This is a genomic window from Halonatronomonas betaini (assembly GCF_015666175.1).
GTDB classification, from domain to species: Bacteria; Bacillota; Halanaerobiia; order Halanaerobiales; family Halarsenatibacteraceae; genus Halonatronomonas; species Halonatronomonas betaini.
Window position 1 is genome coordinate 23,544 of sequence record NZ_JADPIE010000006.1, and the last position, 19,260, is coordinate 42,803.

General features: G+C 36.0%; 17 protein-coding genes and 1 riboswitch. Of the genes, 5 read left to right on the forward strand and 12 right to left on the reverse strand.

Translation table 11 applies throughout. The annotated features are described in order from the left end of the window. Nucleotides 1–81 precede the first annotated feature (81 nt). The 9 genes from I0Q91_RS10485 to I0Q91_RS10525 form a co-directional block, all read right to left on the reverse strand. Nucleotides 82–750: a TetR/AcrR family transcriptional regulator gene (locus I0Q91_RS10485; protein ID WP_270454487.1), complete on the reverse strand. Its 669-nt coding sequence runs from the start codon at nt 748–750 to the stop codon at nt 82–84. Between the two features lie 242 nt (nt 751–992). Then, entirely contained in the window at nt 993–1,733 is a 741-nt protein-coding gene (locus I0Q91_RS10490) for a family 16 glycosylhydrolase (protein WP_270454488.1), read from the reverse strand. An 8-nt stretch (nt 1,734–1,741) separates the two neighbouring features. Next, nucleotides 1,742–1,819, reverse strand: a riboswitch (cyclic di-GMP riboswitch). A gap of 201 nt (nt 1,820–2,020) precedes the next feature. After that, complete coding sequence (locus I0Q91_RS10495; protein WP_270454489.1) at nt 2,021–2,755, reverse strand: polysaccharide deacetylase family protein; 735 nt, start codon at nt 2,753–2,755, stop codon at nt 2,021–2,023. Between the two features lie 20 nt (nt 2,756–2,775). Further along, nucleotides 2,776–3,945, reverse strand: a complete 1,170-nt coding sequence (locus I0Q91_RS10500) for a glycosyltransferase family 2 protein (RefSeq protein ID WP_270454490.1) — start codon at nt 3,943–3,945, stop codon at nt 2,776–2,778. 365 nt (nt 3,946–4,310) lie between these two features. After that, nucleotides 4,311–5,027, reverse strand: a complete 717-nt coding sequence (locus I0Q91_RS10505) for a hypothetical protein (protein WP_270454491.1) — start codon at nt 5,025–5,027, stop codon at nt 4,311–4,313. A 13-nt stretch (nt 5,028–5,040) separates the two neighbouring features. Further along, the gene (locus tag I0Q91_RS10510) at nt 5,041–6,927 is read right to left on the reverse strand and encodes a carboxypeptidase-like regulatory domain-containing protein (RefSeq protein ID WP_270454492.1); all 1,887 of its coding nucleotides are present in this window, start codon (nt 6,925–6,927) and stop codon (nt 5,041–5,043) included. A gap of 337 nt (nt 6,928–7,264) precedes the next feature. Next, on the reverse strand, nt 7,265–9,322 hold the full coding sequence (locus I0Q91_RS10515; protein ID WP_270454493.1) for a hypothetical protein: 2,058 nt from the start codon (nt 9,320–9,322) through the stop codon (nt 7,265–7,267). An 88-nt stretch (nt 9,323–9,410) separates the two neighbouring features. Further along, the gene (locus I0Q91_RS10520) at nt 9,411–10,433 is read right to left on the reverse strand and encodes an ABC transporter substrate-binding protein (RefSeq protein ID WP_270454494.1); all 1,023 of its coding nucleotides are present in this window, start codon (nt 10,431–10,433) and stop codon (nt 9,411–9,413) included. A gap of 76 nt (nt 10,434–10,509) precedes the next feature. Then, the gene (locus tag I0Q91_RS10525; RefSeq protein WP_270454496.1) at nt 10,510–11,388 is read right to left on the reverse strand and encodes a periplasmic substrate-binding domain-containing protein; all 879 of its coding nucleotides are present in this window, start codon (nt 11,386–11,388) and stop codon (nt 10,510–10,512) included. Nucleotides 11,389–12,014: 626 nt separating this feature from the next. On the opposite strand from I0Q91_RS10525, the gene I0Q91_RS10530 reads away from it, so the two are divergent. After that, nucleotides 12,015–12,707, forward strand: a complete 693-nt coding sequence (locus tag I0Q91_RS10530; RefSeq protein ID WP_270454497.1) for a hypothetical protein — start codon at nt 12,015–12,017, stop codon at nt 12,705–12,707. An 83-nt stretch (nt 12,708–12,790) separates the two neighbouring features. Here I0Q91_RS10530 and I0Q91_RS10535 read toward each other — a convergent pair whose 3' ends face one another. After that, the gene (locus tag I0Q91_RS10535; protein WP_270454499.1) at nt 12,791–13,222 is read right to left on the reverse strand and encodes a DUF8052 family protein; all 432 of its coding nucleotides are present in this window, start codon (nt 13,220–13,222) and stop codon (nt 12,791–12,793) included. Nucleotides 13,223–13,606: 384 nt separating this feature from the next. Between I0Q91_RS10535 and I0Q91_RS10540 the strand changes: the two genes are divergently transcribed. Further along, complete coding sequence (locus tag I0Q91_RS10540; protein WP_270454500.1) at nt 13,607–14,914, forward strand: hypothetical protein; 1,308 nt, start codon at nt 13,607–13,609, stop codon at nt 14,912–14,914. Nucleotides 14,915–14,971: 57 nt separating this feature from the next. Then, complete coding sequence (locus I0Q91_RS10545; RefSeq protein ID WP_270454501.1) at nt 14,972–15,829, forward strand: hypothetical protein; 858 nt, start codon at nt 14,972–14,974, stop codon at nt 15,827–15,829. Between the two features lie 88 nt (nt 15,830–15,917). On the opposite strand, the gene I0Q91_RS10550 is transcribed toward I0Q91_RS10545, so the two are convergent. Beyond that, nucleotides 15,918–16,112 carry an HD domain-containing phosphohydrolase gene (locus tag I0Q91_RS10550; RefSeq protein ID WP_270454502.1) on the reverse strand — a complete coding sequence of 65 codons (195 nt, stop codon included), beginning with the start codon at nt 16,110–16,112 and terminating at the stop codon, nt 15,918–15,920. 79 nt (nt 16,113–16,191) lie between these two features. After that, on the reverse strand, nt 16,192–16,806 hold the full coding sequence (locus tag I0Q91_RS10555; RefSeq protein WP_270454503.1) for a class I SAM-dependent methyltransferase: 615 nt from the start codon (nt 16,804–16,806) through the stop codon (nt 16,192–16,194). A gap of 224 nt (nt 16,807–17,030) precedes the next feature. Between I0Q91_RS10555 and I0Q91_RS10560 the strand changes: the two genes are divergently transcribed. Together I0Q91_RS10560 and I0Q91_RS10565 are read left to right on the forward strand one after the other, a co-directional pair. Next, the gene (locus I0Q91_RS10560) at nt 17,031–18,353 is read left to right on the forward strand and encodes a CsgG/HfaB family protein (protein WP_270454504.1); all 1,323 of its coding nucleotides are present in this window, start codon (nt 17,031–17,033) and stop codon (nt 18,351–18,353) included. 12 nt (nt 18,354–18,365) lie between these two features. After that, nucleotides 18,366–19,226 (forward strand): hypothetical protein, encoded by an 861-nt coding sequence (locus tag I0Q91_RS10565; RefSeq protein WP_270454505.1) that lies wholly within the window; start codon nt 18,366–18,368, stop codon nt 19,224–19,226. The last annotated feature ends 34 nt before the right edge of the window (nt 19,227–19,260 follow it).

Consider the following 19,260-nt stretch of genomic DNA (forward strand, 5'->3'; position numbering starts at 1 on the left):
CTTTAACACTTCCTTCTTTTAATCTTGAAACTATATGGATTGTTCAAGGCTAAATTTGAGCATTATCTAATATTATATTAGTTATTTATTTTTGTATTTGCTAAAAATTCTTAGCAACATCTCCACCCAGGCCTGTCTGGCCTGTTCAATATTTAGCCCACAGGGGCCCTTAAGATAATCCCAGTTCTTTGGTGATAACGAAGATTCCAGGGCATAGATAAAGTTGGATTCTATATCAGTATCATCTAGAAAGATTTCAAAGTATTTTTTTAAGCCATCTCTGAGTGTCTGGCTCTTTAAAGTTTCGATTCGCTCCCTGACTTCAAGTGGCATTCCTCTTTCTGAGAGAAGATTTCTGATTGATGCGGTGAATTCATAGATATCGCTTAAATGGTTAACGTATCTGGTTATTACTTCCTCTATATTATCGGTTTTTATTGGAACTTCTGGCTCTGGAAACTTTTCTCTGATTTGATCTAGCTTGTAATGGTAGGCTTCTTCGATTAATTCATCTAAGTCATTAAAATAACGAAATATTGATCTCCTTGAAACGCCAGCTTCACTTGCTATTTCTCCTGTATCAGGCAGAGTTCTTTTTTCAGCAATTAAATTTAAAAAGGTTGACAGGACTTTTCTTTTATTCTGCTCCCGTCTTGATTTGCGGCCATCTGTGATTGTCTCTTTCTTAGGATCAACTGCTTTGCTCTCCATTTGATTACTCCCCTGTTCTTCATCAGAATTAATAGTCATATTTATTTCTCCTCCATATTATAAATATGTCACCTGTAATGACAATTTGATTTGTCACTACTAGTGACATAATGTTATCAAAGATTAGGCTGTCAGTCAAATAAGCCCCCAGCCCTGGTTAGACCTTCCTGGACCTTTCCGGTAAATATCACATAAATACAAAAAACCCTGACAGAAAACTGCCAGGGGTAATATTCATAAAGTCGTACTATACAAAATTATATAATTGTAATTGAAAGTGATTATATAAGTTTCTCAATCTGCTTGAGATAATTTCTGCTCTCACCATGCTCCTCATCAGGCTCAAGCCATTCTGGCCACCAGTGATTGGCAAGCAGATACATCTCACTTCCAGGAATATCATCAGTAAATAAGGCCATTAGCTCTCCATTTATAAAAAAGGCTACATAATCAGGTTGATAATCTATTCTGTATTCATTAAAATCAGCAGTTGGGTCAAAATCAAGCTTCCGCTGGACATAGTTAGTCCTAACTCCATCTTTCCAGATCACAAAATCAACCCGCCTGGAACCATCATTATATATCTCAATATCAATTTCATCATTTTTTTCAGCTACACCCTGATACATAAAGAAAGCTGTATAGGAACCGGCTGCATAATCTGTCTTTAGATTGGCAATATAACTGCCATAGCCTATTCTATCAACAGTTCTTTTCTGGCCACCATCAAAGTTATTCTCCGGGGAGACTAAGACCATACTATCGTCAGCTTCAACTACATTATCGGAAATTACTTCTCCTAGCCCTAATTCATGATTTGAAGCAATAAATTCACTCCAGCAGATAGCTTCTCTCTGGCCATTATTATAATTATCCCTGACTATTTCAGCCAGTTCATCTTCACTGAGATACTCATCGGTCAGATTATCCTGCCTTAAAATATCTGAGCTACTTGCTGAGCCACAACCTGTAAAAACTAAAATTATAACTAAAATATAAATAATAAATAAAAACTTCCTCATGTTATCCCTCCGGTAGCCGAACTACCCGTTTAGACGGGCATCTAGCTTTGCGACTCTGCCTCTCAGCAGGATTGCCTTTTTCAAGGATTTATTACTATTAATCTCATTTATCTTCTATAAGCATACCTTAGTATTAATATATATTAATCAATCAGCATTGTCAACTAAAAATCAACAGAAAACCCCTTTCTGATTTTAGCGAAAGGGGTTTAGCTATAATATATTAATAGTTAATCATTGAGAAAACTATATTATTGAAAGTCAAACTTTATAATATTTATCACTAGCTATTCAGCATCAGGCCGATTTACAGCAACAAAATCTCTCTCTGCAATATAATCGACTAATTCAGTAAAGTCCTCTTCTGACCAGTTATGATTCCTGCCTACTCCAGTCAATGAAAGCATTATCCATTGATCTTCTTCCATTAGATTTATTATAGCTTTGACACCATTTAAAGCAAGGTTATTAATATCTAAAGCCATAACTCTGTGCTGGTCACCGGCATTCATTGGAATCTCATTTACAGCTTTCCAATAACTGACTACAGTGGCTGGATAAACTTCAGCAATTAAATCTAAAGTATGATTTGTATAATTATCATGGGTTAGATAAGATCCATAAACTTCTGGAACTATTTCAGATAAAATCTGTTTTGACTCTTGGAGTTGTTCTAAAACCTCTTCATCACTAAGGAGGGCTAGATCCTGATAAACAAGGCCATGGGATCCAACACCCCAGCCAGCTTCATATAAATCAAGTAAATCTTCTTCTGTTAATTTACCAGGGCTTCCAATACTATTAGTTGCAACATAGACATCACCTCTATAATCATATCTACTCAAAATCGGATGAGCAGTTTCAATTACGGAAATATCGCCATCAGTAAATGCAAAGGTTACCATCTGCTCGGGCATGTCAGCACCACTTCCACCCATAGCTAAAACTAGACCTACAATTAAAATCACTACAGCAAATCTTCCCATTAGATATAAACTGGATAAACCTGATGGTATATACATATAAACGACCTCCTTCTAATTCAATGACCTTTATGCCAGACGACAAGTTTATTGTTCCGATATAACTCTATATAACCTGATTCGATAAAGATTACATTATCGATTATTAGCGATAGCCAGTAAAAGGGAATTCCAGCCAGGGCCGGTCTGATTCTCTTGTATTTTATAGCTCCCTTTAAAACCATAAATACTGTAAAGGAAAAATCAAATAATAGAAAATAAAAGATTGCTTGATATAAATAAATTCCGGTACTGCCCTGAATGGTCATTGTTATAAAACCTACGACTAAAAATATCCAGAGAAAATTGGACAAAAGATGGACAGTTGTTAAGGCTAATAGTTTTTTGTTTTTAGACAAGAGATCGCCTTTATACATTTTCAAACATTGAAAGAAGCCTCTGTACCAGCGCCTGATCTGATTTCTATAAGTCAACCAGTTGTCAGGATCTTTAGGATAACTGACTGCATCTTTAATAAATTTTACTCTATAGCCCTCTAGCTGGGCCTGGAAAGTTAAGGCTAAATCCTCAGCTATTGAATCTTCCGGGATATCAATTGATTTTAGTAACTCAGTCTTATAGATAGAAAAACAGCCGGAAACTACAAAGAGTGTGCCCCAGAAATTCTGAGTATTCTTAAAGAAGCCGATACCAAAGAGGTACTGGACAAGTCTAACTGATTCCCAGATACTACCTATATCCTGGGGAATGACAAAGCCGCAGGCTGAAAAGGTATTGTCATCATAGGTTGCCGGCACTATCTTTTCAATGGCGTCTTCTTTTAAAACAGTATCTGCATCCAGCATTACTAAAAGCTCAGTCTCTACAAATTTTAAGCCATATTTCTGTGCCTTTGCTTTCATTCCAGTCTGTACAGGGGTTCTCAGAACTCTTACACCGGAGAAACTTCCGGCGATCTCTCCAGTTCTATCAGATGAAGAATCATCAACGACTATTATCTCTTTAACAGGATAGGTCTGATCAAGAACACTTTTAACAGTAGCTCCAATCCAGTCCTCTTCATTATAAGCCGGTATCAAGACAGTAACTTCTGGCCTGTAATCAGTAGGCACCTGATTTTCAATTCTGATGCCTATTAATAGCAGAAAGATCTTGATAAATCTATATGAAGTCAATTTGTTTTTATATGAGACCAGTTTATCTTTATATGAATCCAATTTATCTTTCATTATTCGGCCTCCTATCATATTAATGCTGCCCTTTAATAATCATTATTATTAATGATGATTAAGTATATCATAATAATAGTTATTTCTGGTCATATCTCAGTCATATTTCAGTCATATTTCAGTCATATTTCAGTCACGTCATTTCCATATATTACTTCTAACCGACAAAAAACCCCCTTTTTTGGATCTTCCTGAGCTTTTTTAGGTTTAGATAATATTCTAGAAACTATAAATTTATGCTTAAAAAAGAAAAACGCCAGCAACTAAGCTGACGTCTAATAGATATTGCTATATTTAGCTCAATTAATATTCAAACTGGCTCTTTTCTGGCTGGTAACTACCTGGAATCCCGAGCATGGCAGCAATTATTCAGACAAGACCCGGTAGGATTTCACTTCTAGCTCTCCGCTGTAATCTCCTAGCTGCCTGAATGAGCCAGTTATTACGATTTCTTCATCAGTATAATCGCTGATGGAGCCATAATCTTCTAAGCTCCCTGAAGTATCAGCGCTATCATCTTCTTCAGATTCAGCATTGGGGGAATTCCCAGGCAGAAGCTCAACAACTAGCTGATCTCTGCTTAAAAGATATAACCTGCCTTCTGCTGCAACCAGTTTGCCCAGGATTGAAATCTCTTCCTGCCAGTCCTGACTGCAGGAATCATCGGGGCTGCCACTAGCTCCATCAGGTAAATCGGCTTCAGGACAATCATTAGGTCTGTCTGGGAAATAAGTGTTGTACTCTTCGACATTTATCTGGCCGAGAAATGGGCCGGCATCAAGATCCTTTATCCTGCCGGTTAAGAGCAGGGACAGGCCTTTTAAGTTTTGCAATCTGCCATAGCTGGCATTGGCCACGAGATAATCGCCGTCACTGGTGCTAAAGACCAGAAAGGGCATTTCACCGGTGCCAATGTCAGAAAGCTCACCCTGGATGGTCTGATAGGCCGGGCCGGTTAATGAACCTGGCTCTGGATCGGCCTTATCATTGTCTGCTATTGCGCAGTCCTCAGCTCGAGCTGTCAGGCTAAATGCAGTGCCTATCACCATAATCATCAACAATATCAAAAGTATTCTCTTCAAGTTCTATCCTCTCCTAGTCATTGAAAATAATAATCCCGGTATCTTCGTTCAGATTATCGACCTGCAAACTGACTTCTGCACCAGTGCCTTCTATCTTGAAATATTTAACAGCTGTCGATTTAACGCTAAAACTGCCTGAAAATGAACCATCGATTGTAGCCGCCAGGGCCGGCCGGGCATCAAGGTCAAAGCCTGAATAGCTAAATTTATCAAGATTTTCGCCATCTATATAATTACTGAGCATCCAGCCAAGCATCAGGCCGGGAAAATCAATATATTTATCAGAAATTACCTGGCTGGCAGGATTACTGCTGGTCTGGATATCTTCAATGATCCCTGAACCTAATTTTTCATATAGATAATAGCCTATTAAAGCGCTGGCGCCATAATCGCTTGAATTTTGATCCCAGTACATAGTTGAGGTCTGTTCAGGCTCCGAGAAATAAAAGCTGTTTATCCTGAGGTCACCATTATAATCCCGGTAACCGGTCAGGTATTCAGCCAGCATCGAAAAGCCCTCATTGATCCAGGTATCGGTTCCTTTTCTGCCGGCATTTCTTTTATTTACAAAGAAGACTAAATGCTGGAACTCATGGGCAACTGTCTGCAGGACGTTGTCCATCGTAAAGCCGGTTCTGCTTTCAGCCTCTTTGACTGCCTGATAATTTATGTAGAACATATCGGCTTCATTGGATATATATTTGTCATTTAACTCGTTATTACTAAAATAATCTTTCGAGTGGAAATAGCCCATAATCATTCCGTTCTGTGACGAACCGCCCATATCTTCAATAAAAATTATCGTCCTGCCATTGCCGTCCCAGTCGTATTCGGTCTTGGCATGGAAGCCAAAATGATCCATCACCGTTGGATAAATATTGTCATCATAGGCAGCCGCCATCTCTTCCAGGGTCTCCGTTTCCAGCTGATAACCATCTTCAAGGTAGATCAAAACTTCATCGCCAATGGCTTTTAAGGTTGCATCTATTTTTTCATTATCTTTATTGTAAAAAGCTCTGCTATCTCCGATTTCATAAGCGTCCTGGGCAGTCACATCAGCTCTAGTATCAGCTGCCGGCTGTAAATCCTGGTCCAGAAGTTGATCCTCCAGCTCTCTTAGCTCAGAATCCAATTCTGCCTGGGCTGAACTCTGACTGCCATCCTGACTGCTGGAACTAAGGGTTTCTGCTGTCGACTGACTCGACTGAGAGCCGTCAGAATATGTAACCTCCAGACTGCCATCATAGATAGCTGAGCTATCTGGATCTATGTTTAATGGGCTAATTGCAACTATTGCTGATTCGCCATCGGCCAGCTGGCCTAAATCAATCTGCTTGCTCTCAGCTGCAGCAAACTGCCTGGCTATTACGCTATCTTCATCATCAGCCCAGGTGAAATCAGACTCTGTATCGCCAGACCTGGAGCCGTCTTTGCTGTCATCATCGTCCTGGCTATCATCACCATCCTGGCTGTCGTCATCATCGTCCTGATCTGAATCGTTACTGTCATCACTATCGTCCTGACCTGTGTCACCGCTATCACTATCGCCTTCAACCATTACCACAGTAAATTCAGTCGAATCCTGGTCAACAGTTACTGTTCCAGTATCTTCGCTGCTAGCTGTATAGCCTGTAATTTCAACATCAAGTTCATAAGTAGCCTCAGCAACTTCTTCAAACTCCGCCAGGCCATCATTATCAGTACTTTTTTCCAGCTGACCCAGGGTCACTTCAGCACCCTGCAGAGCTTGATCCTGTTCATCGAGAACTAAAACCGTCACATCATATTTAAGCCTGCTATCTTCAGCTGCAGGCCCTGCTGAATCGCATGCCCCTAACGCCACTATCATAACCAGAGCCAGGGCCACCAGTCCAGCAAACTTAGTCCTATCGAACTTCATTCAAATAAATCCTCCTAAATTGTAATATTTTGTAGCCTGTTGTATGAAATGTATGTTTGGTGTATAAATATCATCTTTTTTATTATATCATAACTTGAAGAAATTAAACCCCTTTTAAAACTAATTGCTACTTATCTACCGTTAATTTTTTATTCTTAATCTCCCCCCTAAAGCGTTAACCCGGTTTAGATCTTCCTGGACCTTTCCAGAAATATTTTGTATAGTAATAAATTTTTCATTATAAAGCATAAAAATAGACCAGGCTGAGTTATCTAGCTTACAACCCAGCCTGATCTGATTAGTTTTCATATTTATATTTTTAACATTGAAAATAAGTTTAATTTCCATCATTTCCAGTAGTATCAACATTTATTTCTAACTCATCTTCATCAAAAGAACCAATATTATCATCTGTTTCATCAATATTTGCTATAATACTACCTTCTTCATTAACATCAGCCGCAAAAGTAATATCTATTAACACTTCACCTTTATCATCTGTTGTAATTTTCATGCCACCATTTATGAAATCACTGATATCTCCCTGGCTAATTTCTTTTATATCCTCATCAGCAAATCCTTCTAATTTTAAAGTCACAGGTGCTTCAACTTCATGGTCCATGGAAACTGTATATTGAGCAGTAAATACTTTATTTTCAGATTCAACATAATTATCTCCGGTTATAAACACATGTCCTGCTTTGTTTAATGGATTATAGTTAGAATTAATAAACGGCACCATATAATTAATTCCATATCTATCATAATAATTGATATCAAATACTTCTACGTCCTGCCAATAAATTTCTTTATGACTTAAATCAATTTTTTCATTTATATTCATATGATATTCTTCATAAAATCTGCCATCATTATAATAACTTTCAGATGTTTTCATATCATCAATATCTAATATATTATCATAAGAACCAATTATATTACCCTCACCATCAAATCGTGGCTGCATTGAGAAACCAATACTACCGTCAAGTATTATTGTTTCTGGATTATTAATAATATTTCCAGATACTGAATAAAAGTCCCAAGACATAGACTGTACTATACCTTCTTCATTAACTTCAACTTGAGGAACTGGAACAACTAAATTTTCAACTGCTGCAGTAGTAATATCTGGCAATTGGAAACTAATATCAAATAGAATATCATCAAACATTCTATATTCTCCTGGCTGTGGAATTGGTTCTCCTTCATATCTTGCTCTTTCCACATCACTTACACCTGGAAAATGAATTGAAGTATAACTATATTCATCTCCTTCATTCCATTCCTCAGGTATAACTATAGGCCCATTAATTTCACCATTAGGATAACTTAATTTCATGTCTGATGGATTATTGAAGTGACCATGCTCAATACCAAAACCCATTCTGTGAGCTTCAATTACTTTTTCAATATTCTCAGGATCAATTTCATTATTCTCATCAAGCCATGAATGATTTATAAAATAAGTATTATATATTCTTAATTTTTCGCCCTCCTGTGTCATTCTTTCAACAAAATCAGCATTCATTGCTACAGCACTAAAGAATGTATCAGCCACCGCCATTGAAGCCAGATCATTCTCAGAAATATCATATTCATTGCCAATCGGATCATTCTCTGGTTCTCCATCTTCATCTATTTCTCCTAAGTCTACCAGCCGGGTTTCATCATCCAGGGACTGAGATGGAATTGAATCAAGGCCTTCATCTAATTTTAAATGGCCGATGAAATTTCCATCCTCGTCAACAAAGGCCATTCCACCAGGTTCTCCTCTTTCCATTGCAATCTCAAAGGTTCCATCTTCTTCCACATCATGTATTTCATAATCACGAGAATATATTAATACAACCTGAGCAACAGCTTCAACATCCGATTGAGCTGCAACCTGGCCTTCTGCTCCAGATTGAGCAAAATTGCCTGTCAATAAATATTGATTACTGTCAAGATCGTTATCGCCTTCATCTTCATCATCGCCTTCATGACCGTCATTGTCTTCATCGTCTCCGGATTGTTGCCATTCAACTACAAATATTATATTATCTCTGCCAGTAACAGTAATAGTATCTCGAGCTAGTTGATATGATCCTTCAATTTCATCATTATCAACTATTAATTCAATATCAACACTGCCTTGTAAGTTGGTTAATTCAGCAGTCAAGCTATTATTGACTTCATCAAAATTATCTTCTTCAAAGGTAGTCCTTGAAGAATTATCAGCAACAACAGAAAAAACATCAATATGTTCTTCACTTTCAATTTCTTCAATATTTACAGTGACTGAATAATCATCTCCTATAATATTACTGGAACCATTTTCACAGCCAGTCAGCCCTATTGTCAGAAAAACAACCAAAATTAACCCGATATAAAATTTAATGTTTTTGTTTTTCATTATTTCCTCCCTTTATCGTCATTATTTTTGTTAGAACCCTGCTAATGTTAAATTAGCAGGGCTTTATATTGTTATCGAATAAATAATTTTACTCATCAGGGTAACTGGCCCTATAGAATACTGGAATTATTCGTGCTTCTTCGATTATCAATTCTTCATATTCTAATATCTTTTCATTAAAAACCACTGGATTATCTATATTCAGCCCGGCATCATAACGTAAATCTTTCATTTCATCTGTTAAATCAATATTATAATTTCTTAATGGAGATCTCATGAAATTTAATGCTATAGGATAAAATGACTTTTTATCATCAATTATCTCGGAATCTTCTACTGGAATTGGATTAATAGTCAGACCTGTTACATCTTCTAATTCACTTTTTATATTTTCTACAACTTGAGAATATATATCATCATCAAAATGATAAAAATCTAAAGTAATTTCTTCATCATAATTAGTATTATTCATATATTCATTTGCCTTACCAATATCAAATTCTAAATTTATCTTTTGGTCTTCATCATATCCGACAACTACTGGTGGACTTAGTCTATTAGCTAGTTTTACATCATATATCCACTCACCTGGAGAATTAATATTATCCACAAAAATTTGTTTAATTTCTCCTCTATTAATAGCATGGGCAATTGCTAATCGAATATTTTCATCGTTTACAAACTCTTCATCAGTATCAAATGATAATACAAAAGTTCCATTCATTTCTTCAACAGGGATATCATCAGGCTCTATTTCTATTTGTCCTAAATTTAATGAATCATCATCTATTAAAATATCTTTCTCAATAACATTTTCACTTGTATAATATACCTTTAAGTTATATTCACCTTCCTCTAAACCATCAAACTCAAATACGGATTTATCAAAATCTATAAACTGCCTTTCTATTTCTTCACCATCTTTTTCAAGGACTAATAAGGAATAAGTATCATGAAATTCTTCATCATTATCATTATAAACCACAGGGTTACCAGTTAAAGTTGCATTTTCAATATCACCATTTAATCCATTTATATCACAGCCAGTTATACTAAACATCAATAATATAGCAACCAGCACAAATAAATATTTAATCATTTTTCTTTTCATTACTATCTCCTCCTCTTTAAATTTTTTTATAATTTTTATTTTAAATTACTAATATTAAAATAAAAAATAACTTAAATTAATTTTCATAATAATAAGCAATTGGAATCACATAACCTCCATCAATTAAAAACTTTTCTACCGGAAGAAGTAATTCCATTACTTTGTCTATGTTATCCTGATTTAATTTTGCAAGATCAATAATTTCTTCTAAAGTTCTACCATCTATTTTCTTATCATTTAAATCTATTTGATTTACATATGTTTCTATAAAAATTGGAGTATAACCTGTAATGCCTATAATAGATACTGAATTGAGTTCTATAAAATTTTCCCAATCTACAATTCTAGTATTAAAATTAATATCTAATTGTTCTAAATCATTGAACTGGCTCTCAATCTCTTCAGCAACTACATCTCTATGATTACTTTCTTCATTGGCAAAAATATCTATATTAACTTCATTAACAAATTCTGATTCCTCTCGATATTCTTTAGCTTGTTCTAAATTGTAATCTATAGTCAAATCAATATCTTCAAATCCAAACCTTGTAGGAGTTAATAATCTTTTTGAAATTTCAATTTCAAAATCATCTCCCATATGTTCATCCATTTTTTCTATAATTGCTTCTTTATTTATAGCTGAAGCTATTATTAATCTTATATTTTCATCAGCAATTTCATCTTCATCAATATCCATAATTAACGTAGTTTCGAGTGCTCTTTTCTTATCTAATTGTTCTAAAACAATTGGATCTGAAAGGCTCAAGTCTTCTCCTTCGTTTAATTGAACTTTGACTTCTTCATTTTCTAAATTAAAGTTATATACATATACTGTATACTCTCCACTTTCTAACCCATCAAAATGAAATGATGTATTATCTTCATCATATTCAATATATTGTCTATCAACTTCAGAATTATTTTTTTCAAGAACTACTAACCCATTAGTTGTCATTAAATCTCCTTCATTCATTCTCTGTCTTATATCCCCAGTAAGCGTAGAATTTTCAAGTGTAATATCTCCATTATCACAGCCAGTTAATCCAACCATTACTATTAAAACCATAATCAAAAATACAGTAGGACTTTTCAAATTAATTTTCATTCTTTTAATAACCCCCTTTTATTTTATATTCATAATCCCCAATTAATTATACAATTAACGGCTAACCAAAAAGTTCCTGCAAATATTTAGAATTTTTCTAATAATAATCTGATATTTAATTTTTATACTCACTTATTATCAATTAATTAATAATAAAATTCACCTCCTTCACTAATATTAGTGTTAATATAATAAGTTTTGTGACATCAAAATAATAAAATTATCTCTTTTACTAATTAAAAATCATCCCAAAGAAATTGATTACTGAGCCATCGAACTCAAAAAACCAGAGCACCTCGCTCTGGCTCTTACTTTCCTTTTAAATAAATATCCCTGCATAAATCTCCACTAGCATCCAGCCATAAAACAAGATATAATATTACTAAACTCGCAAAAAAAGGACAATCTGATTTAATCCTTAACTATTTATATAGGAAGCTTCACAAATCTAAGATTTGCCTGAGGGGGCAAAAAAAATGTTTAAAAAGACTGTTTTCACAGGAATGTCCTTAGTTCTTATTCTTGCAATAGCAATCACCTTTAGTTCTCCGGCAACCATGGCAATCTCTGAGCTAGAAGCACTGCTGGCAGAAGATCTTGAAATTCCAACCCGGGTTGAAGATCTAATTGCTAAATTCAGTCTTCTGGATTATCAGGTAAAAACAATTCAGGGCGGCACAACATCCTATGATGCCAATAATTCCTATCAATATTTAGGCCAGGAGAATATTCAGGGCGAGACCACTGATAAACTAAGCCTGGAAATTCAACCTCTCAATCAGCAATCCAATTCTATTATATTATGGATGGCAGATGGCGAGTTCAAACAGGCTGAATACCAGGGACAAATAATACCTGGTGAGATCTTTAATATGATGGCTGAGAATATACTTGGCGCATTATTTGCTCCATTCCACAGCATTTCAGAATATAATCTCGAAGAATTAGCTGATGTCGGTGAAGTTTCAAGCAGCCAGAAAATGATTGGAGATAAAGAAGTTGAAGTAATAACAGTCACAGTAGACGATGTTCCAGAAGAAGAAATTGAAAGCGGCAAAGTCCACCTGGCCAATCTTGATAATTTCCTTATGGTCGTTGGTTTTGATTATATCTCTGGTGTCGAAGATATTCAGCAGATATTTGAAGTTACAGCCTTTGAGCTCCGCTAAACTAATATCTAAAATAAAACAGAGAAAAAATAACCCTGCCCGGGCTGAATTTATCAGCCTGAGCAGGGTTTTCTCTGTTATCCTTATAACTCCAATAAACTCTTATAACTCTCAGCAACTTCTTTCCCGGCCTTATTTGTATAAATCTGGTTCCTGGGAATATCAACCACAATCAGCCGGAGATCGCACCAGCCTCTGAGGCCAAGTCTGAAGGTCTTAGAGTATTTCAGCTCCTTGATTGCCTGAATATCTTCTGGCCTCAACTGACTTTCAACGATATTAACAAAGGTGAAATAGGACTGATGGTGATTGGGATGAGCATCTACTAGTTCTGCCACAACTTCATCAATAAACTGGCGATTGTAAAAATCAGCAGCATATTCTTCAGTAATCCGCACCAGAACATGTTCATAATCAGTAAACTCCCAGATCTTAACAGAGCGGGTGGCGACATATCTTTCATTATCAAGCCGGCAGAAGCCGTATAAATCAAAGCTTCTGCCTATTTCATTCACCACCTCAACTATATACTTAATGATATCTATACAAAGTGATTCTACAAAAGTGTTAGAAATTGAAATTTTACATAACGAAATCTTAGCTAAATTATTATATACAAATGAGGGCACTATGCAATTTAAATCCATTCCAGAAACTGCCTGGTATCGCATAATCATTTTAAACCAATATTAAAACACCTCCGTGATTGTATTGCCATTATGTCTTCAAAATTATTTGTAATATCAATTCATCATACTATTATTATTATAATATGTATATTATGATAAAAATATACTATAAAAAGTCTCGGCAAATTAAATTAAAATCTGTAAAGAATTAAGACTATATTTACAAGAGAAAAACTTTTGACAATAAGATAAAATACAGGAGGAATTACAATGAAAAAGAGAATTATATTACTAGCAAGTTTTTTAGCAGTGGTCATGCTCTTTGCAGGAACAATTGAAGCCCAGGCAACCAGAGTTGCAGTCATTGGATTTGAAGCAGCAGATTCATCCTGGTTTGAAAGTAGTACTCGTCAGCGGGAAATACTAGAATTTATTAGAGAAGAATTTACTGATAGATTGGCCGATGTCGAAGATTACACTGTTCTCAGTAGCACGAGAACTCAAGATTTACTTTACGAGCTCAATGCAAGACCTGGCCGCAGGCCATCCCATTCTATCATGAATCAGCTTCGAGGCAGAACAAATTCCGATCTCTTCGCCTATGGCAGCATCGATAGGATTGAAATCAATGAACAAGATGAATTCAAAATTGGTCCAGTCCGGTTCAGCGAAGCTGAATTAACTGTTGAACTAAGTCTTGAAATGATTGATGCCAGAAATCCAAATTCCAGTGATACTTTTATCGGTATTGGTCAGGTTTCTCATACCGGCCTTAATATTGTCGATTCTGAGGGAGATAGAATTCGCCTTCAGGCTTTTGACGATGATGCCCTGGAAAGAACGATCTCTCAGGCCATTGATAATCTAATAGCTGATATTACCGGTGAAACTGTAGATGAAGAAGAACCAGCCGAGCGTACAGTCGAAGCCCAGGTCATCTCTATTGTTGGCGACAGATTAGTAATTAATAAAGGTCACAGCGACGGCCTCGAAATCGACCAGATAGCTAATATTGTTAGATACACTGATGGTGGAGATTCATCACTTACAATCGGAACAGCTTTTGTTGATGAAGTAGACAGTAACTCAGCCAGTATAGTTCTTGAATCTATAAATAGACGCCCTCAGGTTGGCGATTATGTTTATATTACAGTTGGTGAACAAGTAAGGACTCCTGAATCAGATAGAGATCCAATTAGAGTCGTTGATACCCGTAACTTTAGAATCGAAATATTAGATGCCGATTTATCTGGAAATCGAGTTACTATTTCAGGTGAGGCAACTGCTAAAAGCAATAATGTTGATTTAAGAGTTTTATTATCCAGCACTGAGTTTTTTGACCATGAAAGCAACCGCACTCAAATGACAGGTAAGAGAGTATCTATTGGTGGCTGGTCACAATCTTCAAGTGGCACTCCATCAATTACTGAAACTTTCCGGAGAAATGAAACTAGAGAAATTAGCTGGAGCTTTACCAATGTACCTGCCAATGCTGATAGATTAGCTAGAGTAACGCTATGGTTAGAAACTGAATATGAAGGCAATATTTCACTAGATTTTAGAGATCTAGAATTATAATCTCTCCAATTTTATTGAGAGAGTGATAAATTAAAGGTAAAATCAGGAGGGATAACTATGAAAAAGAATCTAAAATATATTTCAATTTTCGTTTTAATGTTTAGTTTTATGTTTTTTCTAAGTAGTTGTGATTCTGGTAGCAGTAGTAGCTCAGATACTATAGCTACAACTGTTTATAATTTAAATGCCCAAACTGCTGGGATTGGAACAATAACAGATATTGATTCTGGTGAAGTCTTAACAGGTAATCAGGATTCCATGTATAGTGATAGATTTTTAAGAGATGATAGAATAAGACTAAGAGCAGAAGGTGCAGGAAATAGTGAATTTCTATTCTGGGCAGATAATAATGTAGGTAATATTTATAATCCAAGACAGGACATTACAATGAACTCAAATAAAAGTGTGATGGCCGTCTTTGGTGGGGAAGAAGTATTTTTAGCAGGATATATCCATGAAAATATCCAGAATAAAAATGTTATTGGCTTCTGGAAAACCTTAAATGATTTCCCTCATTTAGAAATCTATGTTAGAGATACTAGATATGCAACTGAAAGATATAGATACTTCCTGGATGCAGAAAATAGGCAGGAAGACCATAGGGACAATGCTATAGTAAAAAGTGATCAAGGTGCTGATTCTGAATTCATTGCCGCTATTTATAGAATAGAAGAACCTGAGGATGATCTAGATTATACTAAAATATTATTTGTATATGCAGATGTTTTAACTTTTCGCGCAGTAGTTTTAGATTCTCAAATTACTGAAAATGAAAATCTATTTGCTGAAGCTTATGAAAAGAAAGACTCTACAGATGAATTTATCACTTTTGTTAGACAAGTAATTCATGAAAACAGAAATAAGGATATAATTCTAGGTTCAACAGAATGGCCATATTATGACATTAATAACTAAAACCCCAACCCCCTTCCCCTCACAGGCAGGGGGTATTTTTTTGGCTAAAATTAAACAGAAACATCTAGATCATTGATTTCAGCCTCCATCATATCAATAATAGTATAGGCCAATTCAGGGTCAAACTAATCGCCAGCCTTATCTCTTCTCCCTTTATCCCCTGAGGATAACCAGTTCCATCCCAGCGCTCATGATAACAGAGTATTGAATCAGCTACTCCTGCATATTTTTCAGTCGATAAAGCAATCCGGTAACCTCTCTCAGGATGTTTCATGGACTTCATTCAGACCATTATAACAAATAAAAAAAACAGGGCTAAATTTAATCAAGCCCTGACCGGAATCAAAATACATAAACCAAAACTATTCAGCTGTCAAAATATATATCGAACCGGTTATATACCTATAATTATAGCCAAAACCGACTTTCTCCAGCATAGCCCCTAGCAGTTCAGGCTTATAGAAATTAGCTGGCTCACCGGCTAAACCTTCAGCAGTTGCAATAAACTTTGTAAAAAATGTCGATGGATCAAATTCCATAATATGAAGCTGGCCACCAGGCTTTAGCACCCGCTTAATTTCAACAAAGGTCTCCTCAATATTATTAAAATGATGGAGAGCATCGGCAATAGTCACATGATCAAAACTATTATCAGCAAGGGGCAGCGCATCGCCAGTAGCCTCAACCAGCTCAGCCTCTAATCCCGGCTCACTGCTATCCCTGGCATCATTATCTAATTTTACGAGCCTGTCTCTGGCCCTGGAAAGCATGGCCTCTGAAGGATCAGCGATAATCACCTCAAGCCCCATATCCCCTGGCAGCTCCTCTAAAATCTGGCCAGTTCCACCGCCAAGATCCAGCAAACTCTGCCCTGGCTGCAAATTAATATGCTCAACCAACTCTGCCAGCGTCTTATTGTGACCGGTTATCTTCATCGCTGTATCATAAACCGGCGCCACTATCTTAAAGAAATCCATCCCAATCATCAACCTCCTTTTAACCAACTAACTCGTAATAATATATTTCTATCAACTGTTTTAATTATATACCCTCCCAGGGCTGCCATTCAGTTAAATACAAACTACCATTTTGTCTTCTATCATATTTATTTCTGCAGATTAATGATATAATAGTATTAGATGTAATGAAATTAAGATATTACTAAATCTTAAATAGTCATATAAAACGAGGAGGAGTTACAATGAAAAAAAGAATTATCTTTATAGCAGGTGCAGGGCTTTTGGCACTGGTCATGATCTTTGCAGGAGCCATTGAAGCTCAGGCAACCAGAGTCGCAGTTCTTGGCTTTGAAGCTGCAGATTCTGACTGGTTTGAAAGCAGCAGCCACGAGGAAGAAATGCTGGAGAATATTACAGATGAATTCAACGATAAACTCTCTGATATTGCAGATTACACTGTGCTTAGTAGAAGCAGAATTCAGGATTTATATGATGAATTAAATGCAAGACCTGGCCGCAGACCAACCCATTCTATAATCAATCAAATGCGTGGCAGAACAAATGCCGATTATTTTGCCTATGGCAGCATTGATCGAATCAATGTTGAGGAAAAAGATGATTTCAATATTGGCCCGGTCCGGTTTAGCGAAGTTGAATTAACAGTTGAGCTTAGCGTAGAAATGATCGATGCCAGGAATCCCCGTTCAAGTGACACCTATACCGGTACTGGTCGCATAACCCACACTGGTATTAATATTGTTGATTCCCGTGGAGATAGAATCCGCCTTCAGGCCTTTGACGATGATGCCCTGGATAGAACAATTAGCCGGGCCATTGATAGCCTGATAGCTAATATTACCGGCGAAGATACAGATCAAGATGAAGAAATCGTTGAACGGACTGTTGAGGCCGAAGTCGTCTCAATCGTCGGCGACAGACTTGTAATCAACAAAGGCTCCCGGGACGGCCTGGAAGTTGGCCAGACAGGAGATATTATTAGATATACCACCACTTCTGCAGGTTCTCGAAGAATTCAGGTCGTTGGAACTTCAGAAATAACTGACCTTGATAGAAACAGTGGTTTTGCTGATGTTATTTCTAGAAATATCACTCCTGAAGTTGGCGATATTATTGAATTTGAAGTTGAAGAAAGAACTGAAAGGGATAGGACAGTTGATCCTATTGAGGTTGTTGAAACAAGAGATTTAAGAATAGAAATTCACGAAGCCGTTAAAGCAGACGATCGTGTAACTATCTATGGTGAAGCATCTACAAGAAGAGGTGATGCTGAATTGACATTAGTTCTTGGAAATAGAGATTTTTATGATCACAATGAAAATAGAAGAGATATGACTGGAAAAAGAGTTTCAATAGGTGGCTGGACTCATTCTTCAAGAACAACAGCTAGAGTCACCGATACTATTCGAGAAAATGAACCGAAAACTATAACCTGGAGTTTTACAAATGTACCTGAAAATGCAGACAGAATAAGCCGTGTAATTTTATGGTTTAGAACTGAACGTGACGGAGATATTTCTATTGACTTAAGAGATTTAAGGCTTTAAGGGTTGGTATTTATGAATAAAAACAATAAAAAACTAACTTTAATGATCCTTTTGTTAAGTTTCATATTCATTATTTCTGCTTGTAGTCCAGATAGAACCAGTTTTCAATATGATCTAAGTTTACAGGTTGCAGGAGAAGGTGAAATCAGAGATTCTGCTGGAAGAACACTTATAAGCTCAGAGAATTCAACTATTTTGGATAGGAGAGTTTTAAGAGTTGATCGAAATTCAACTGTAAGATTAAATGCTTTTCCAGATGAAGATAATAATTATGACTTTTTATTCTGGGCTGGTAATATTGGTGAATTTGATAGAGCTAATAATAGAGTTTATATGAGTTCAGATAAAGATTTGATTGCTGTTTTTGGTGATGAAAATGTATTTATGTCTGGTTATATTACACAATCAAATCGAACAACAGATGTTACAGGATTCTGGAAAGCTTTTGCTGAACCTGATAGTCTAGCAAACCCTAACCTTGAAATTTACTTGAATCAAAGAAATAACTCTCAAGACTCTTATCGTTATATTAATGATCAAGATTCAGAAGAAAGTTTAATGAGAGCTATACCAGATGGTAGAGGTTCTCAATTTATTGCAGCAGCTGAAAAATTAGAGAAATCTGATATGATCTTCGGTGATGAAGCAACAAGAATAATATTTGTTTATGCTTATATAGGTGGTTTTGAAGCTTTTGTTGTTTCTGAGGAGCATCCAGATTGGATTGATATTAATGATGAATTTCTAGAAATTATTCAATTAACTGGTGAAGAAAATGAAGAAGAATTTATTAGTAGGGTAGACAATATTATTGATGAATATTATGATGATGATATAATTAAAGGCCAAACATTCATACTCCCCGCCGACTAACAAACACTCAAACCCCCTGCCAGCACAACCAGCA

Excerpts from the sequence above, each read along its gene's own strand:
- I0Q91_RS10485 (WP_270454487.1), bottom strand. The coding sequence starts at position 750 with ATGACTATTAATTCTGATGAAGAACAGGGGAGTAATCAAATGGAGAGC.
- I0Q91_RS10490 (WP_270454488.1), bottom strand. The coding sequence starts at position 1,733 with ATGAGGAAGTTTTTATTTATTATTTATATTTTAGTTATAATTTTAGTT.
- I0Q91_RS10495 (WP_270454489.1), bottom strand. The coding sequence starts at position 2,755 with ATGTATATACCATCAGGTTTATCCAGTTTATATCTAATGGGAAGATTT.
- I0Q91_RS10500 (WP_270454490.1), bottom strand. The coding sequence starts at position 3,945 with ATGAAAGATAAATTGGATTCATATAAAGATAAACTGGTCTCATATAAA.
- I0Q91_RS10510 (WP_270454492.1), bottom strand. The coding sequence starts at position 6,927 with ATGAAGTTCGATAGGACTAAGTTTGCTGGACTGGTGGCCCTGGCTCTG.
- I0Q91_RS10515 (WP_270454493.1), bottom strand. The coding sequence starts at position 9,322 with ATGAAAAACAAAAACATTAAATTTTATATCGGGTTAATTTTGGTTGTT.
- I0Q91_RS10520 (WP_270454494.1), bottom strand. The coding sequence starts at position 10,433 with ATGAAAAGAAAAATGATTAAATATTTATTTGTGCTGGTTGCTATATTA.
- I0Q91_RS10525 (WP_270454496.1), bottom strand. The coding sequence starts at position 11,388 with ATGACAACTAATGGGTTAGTAGTTCTTGAAAAAAATAATTCTGAAGTT.
- I0Q91_RS10530 (WP_270454497.1), top strand. The coding sequence starts at position 12,015 with ATGTTTAAAAAGACTGTTTTCACAGGAATGTCCTTAGTTCTTATTCTT.
- I0Q91_RS10540 (WP_270454500.1), top strand. The coding sequence starts at position 13,607 with ATGAAAAAGAGAATTATATTACTAGCAAGTTTTTTAGCAGTGGTCATG.
- I0Q91_RS10545 (WP_270454501.1), top strand. The coding sequence starts at position 14,972 with ATGAAAAAGAATCTAAAATATATTTCAATTTTCGTTTTAATGTTTAGT.
- I0Q91_RS10550 (WP_270454502.1), bottom strand. The coding sequence starts at position 16,112 with ATGAAGTCCATGAAACATCCTGAGAGAGGTTACCGGATTGCTTTATCG.
- I0Q91_RS10555 (WP_270454503.1), bottom strand. The coding sequence starts at position 16,806 with ATGGATTTCTTTAAGATAGTGGCGCCGGTTTATGATACAGCGATGAAG.
- I0Q91_RS10560 (WP_270454504.1), top strand. The coding sequence starts at position 17,031 with ATGAAAAAAAGAATTATCTTTATAGCAGGTGCAGGGCTTTTGGCACTG.
- I0Q91_RS10565 (WP_270454505.1), top strand. The coding sequence starts at position 18,366 with ATGAATAAAAACAATAAAAAACTAACTTTAATGATCCTTTTGTTAAGT.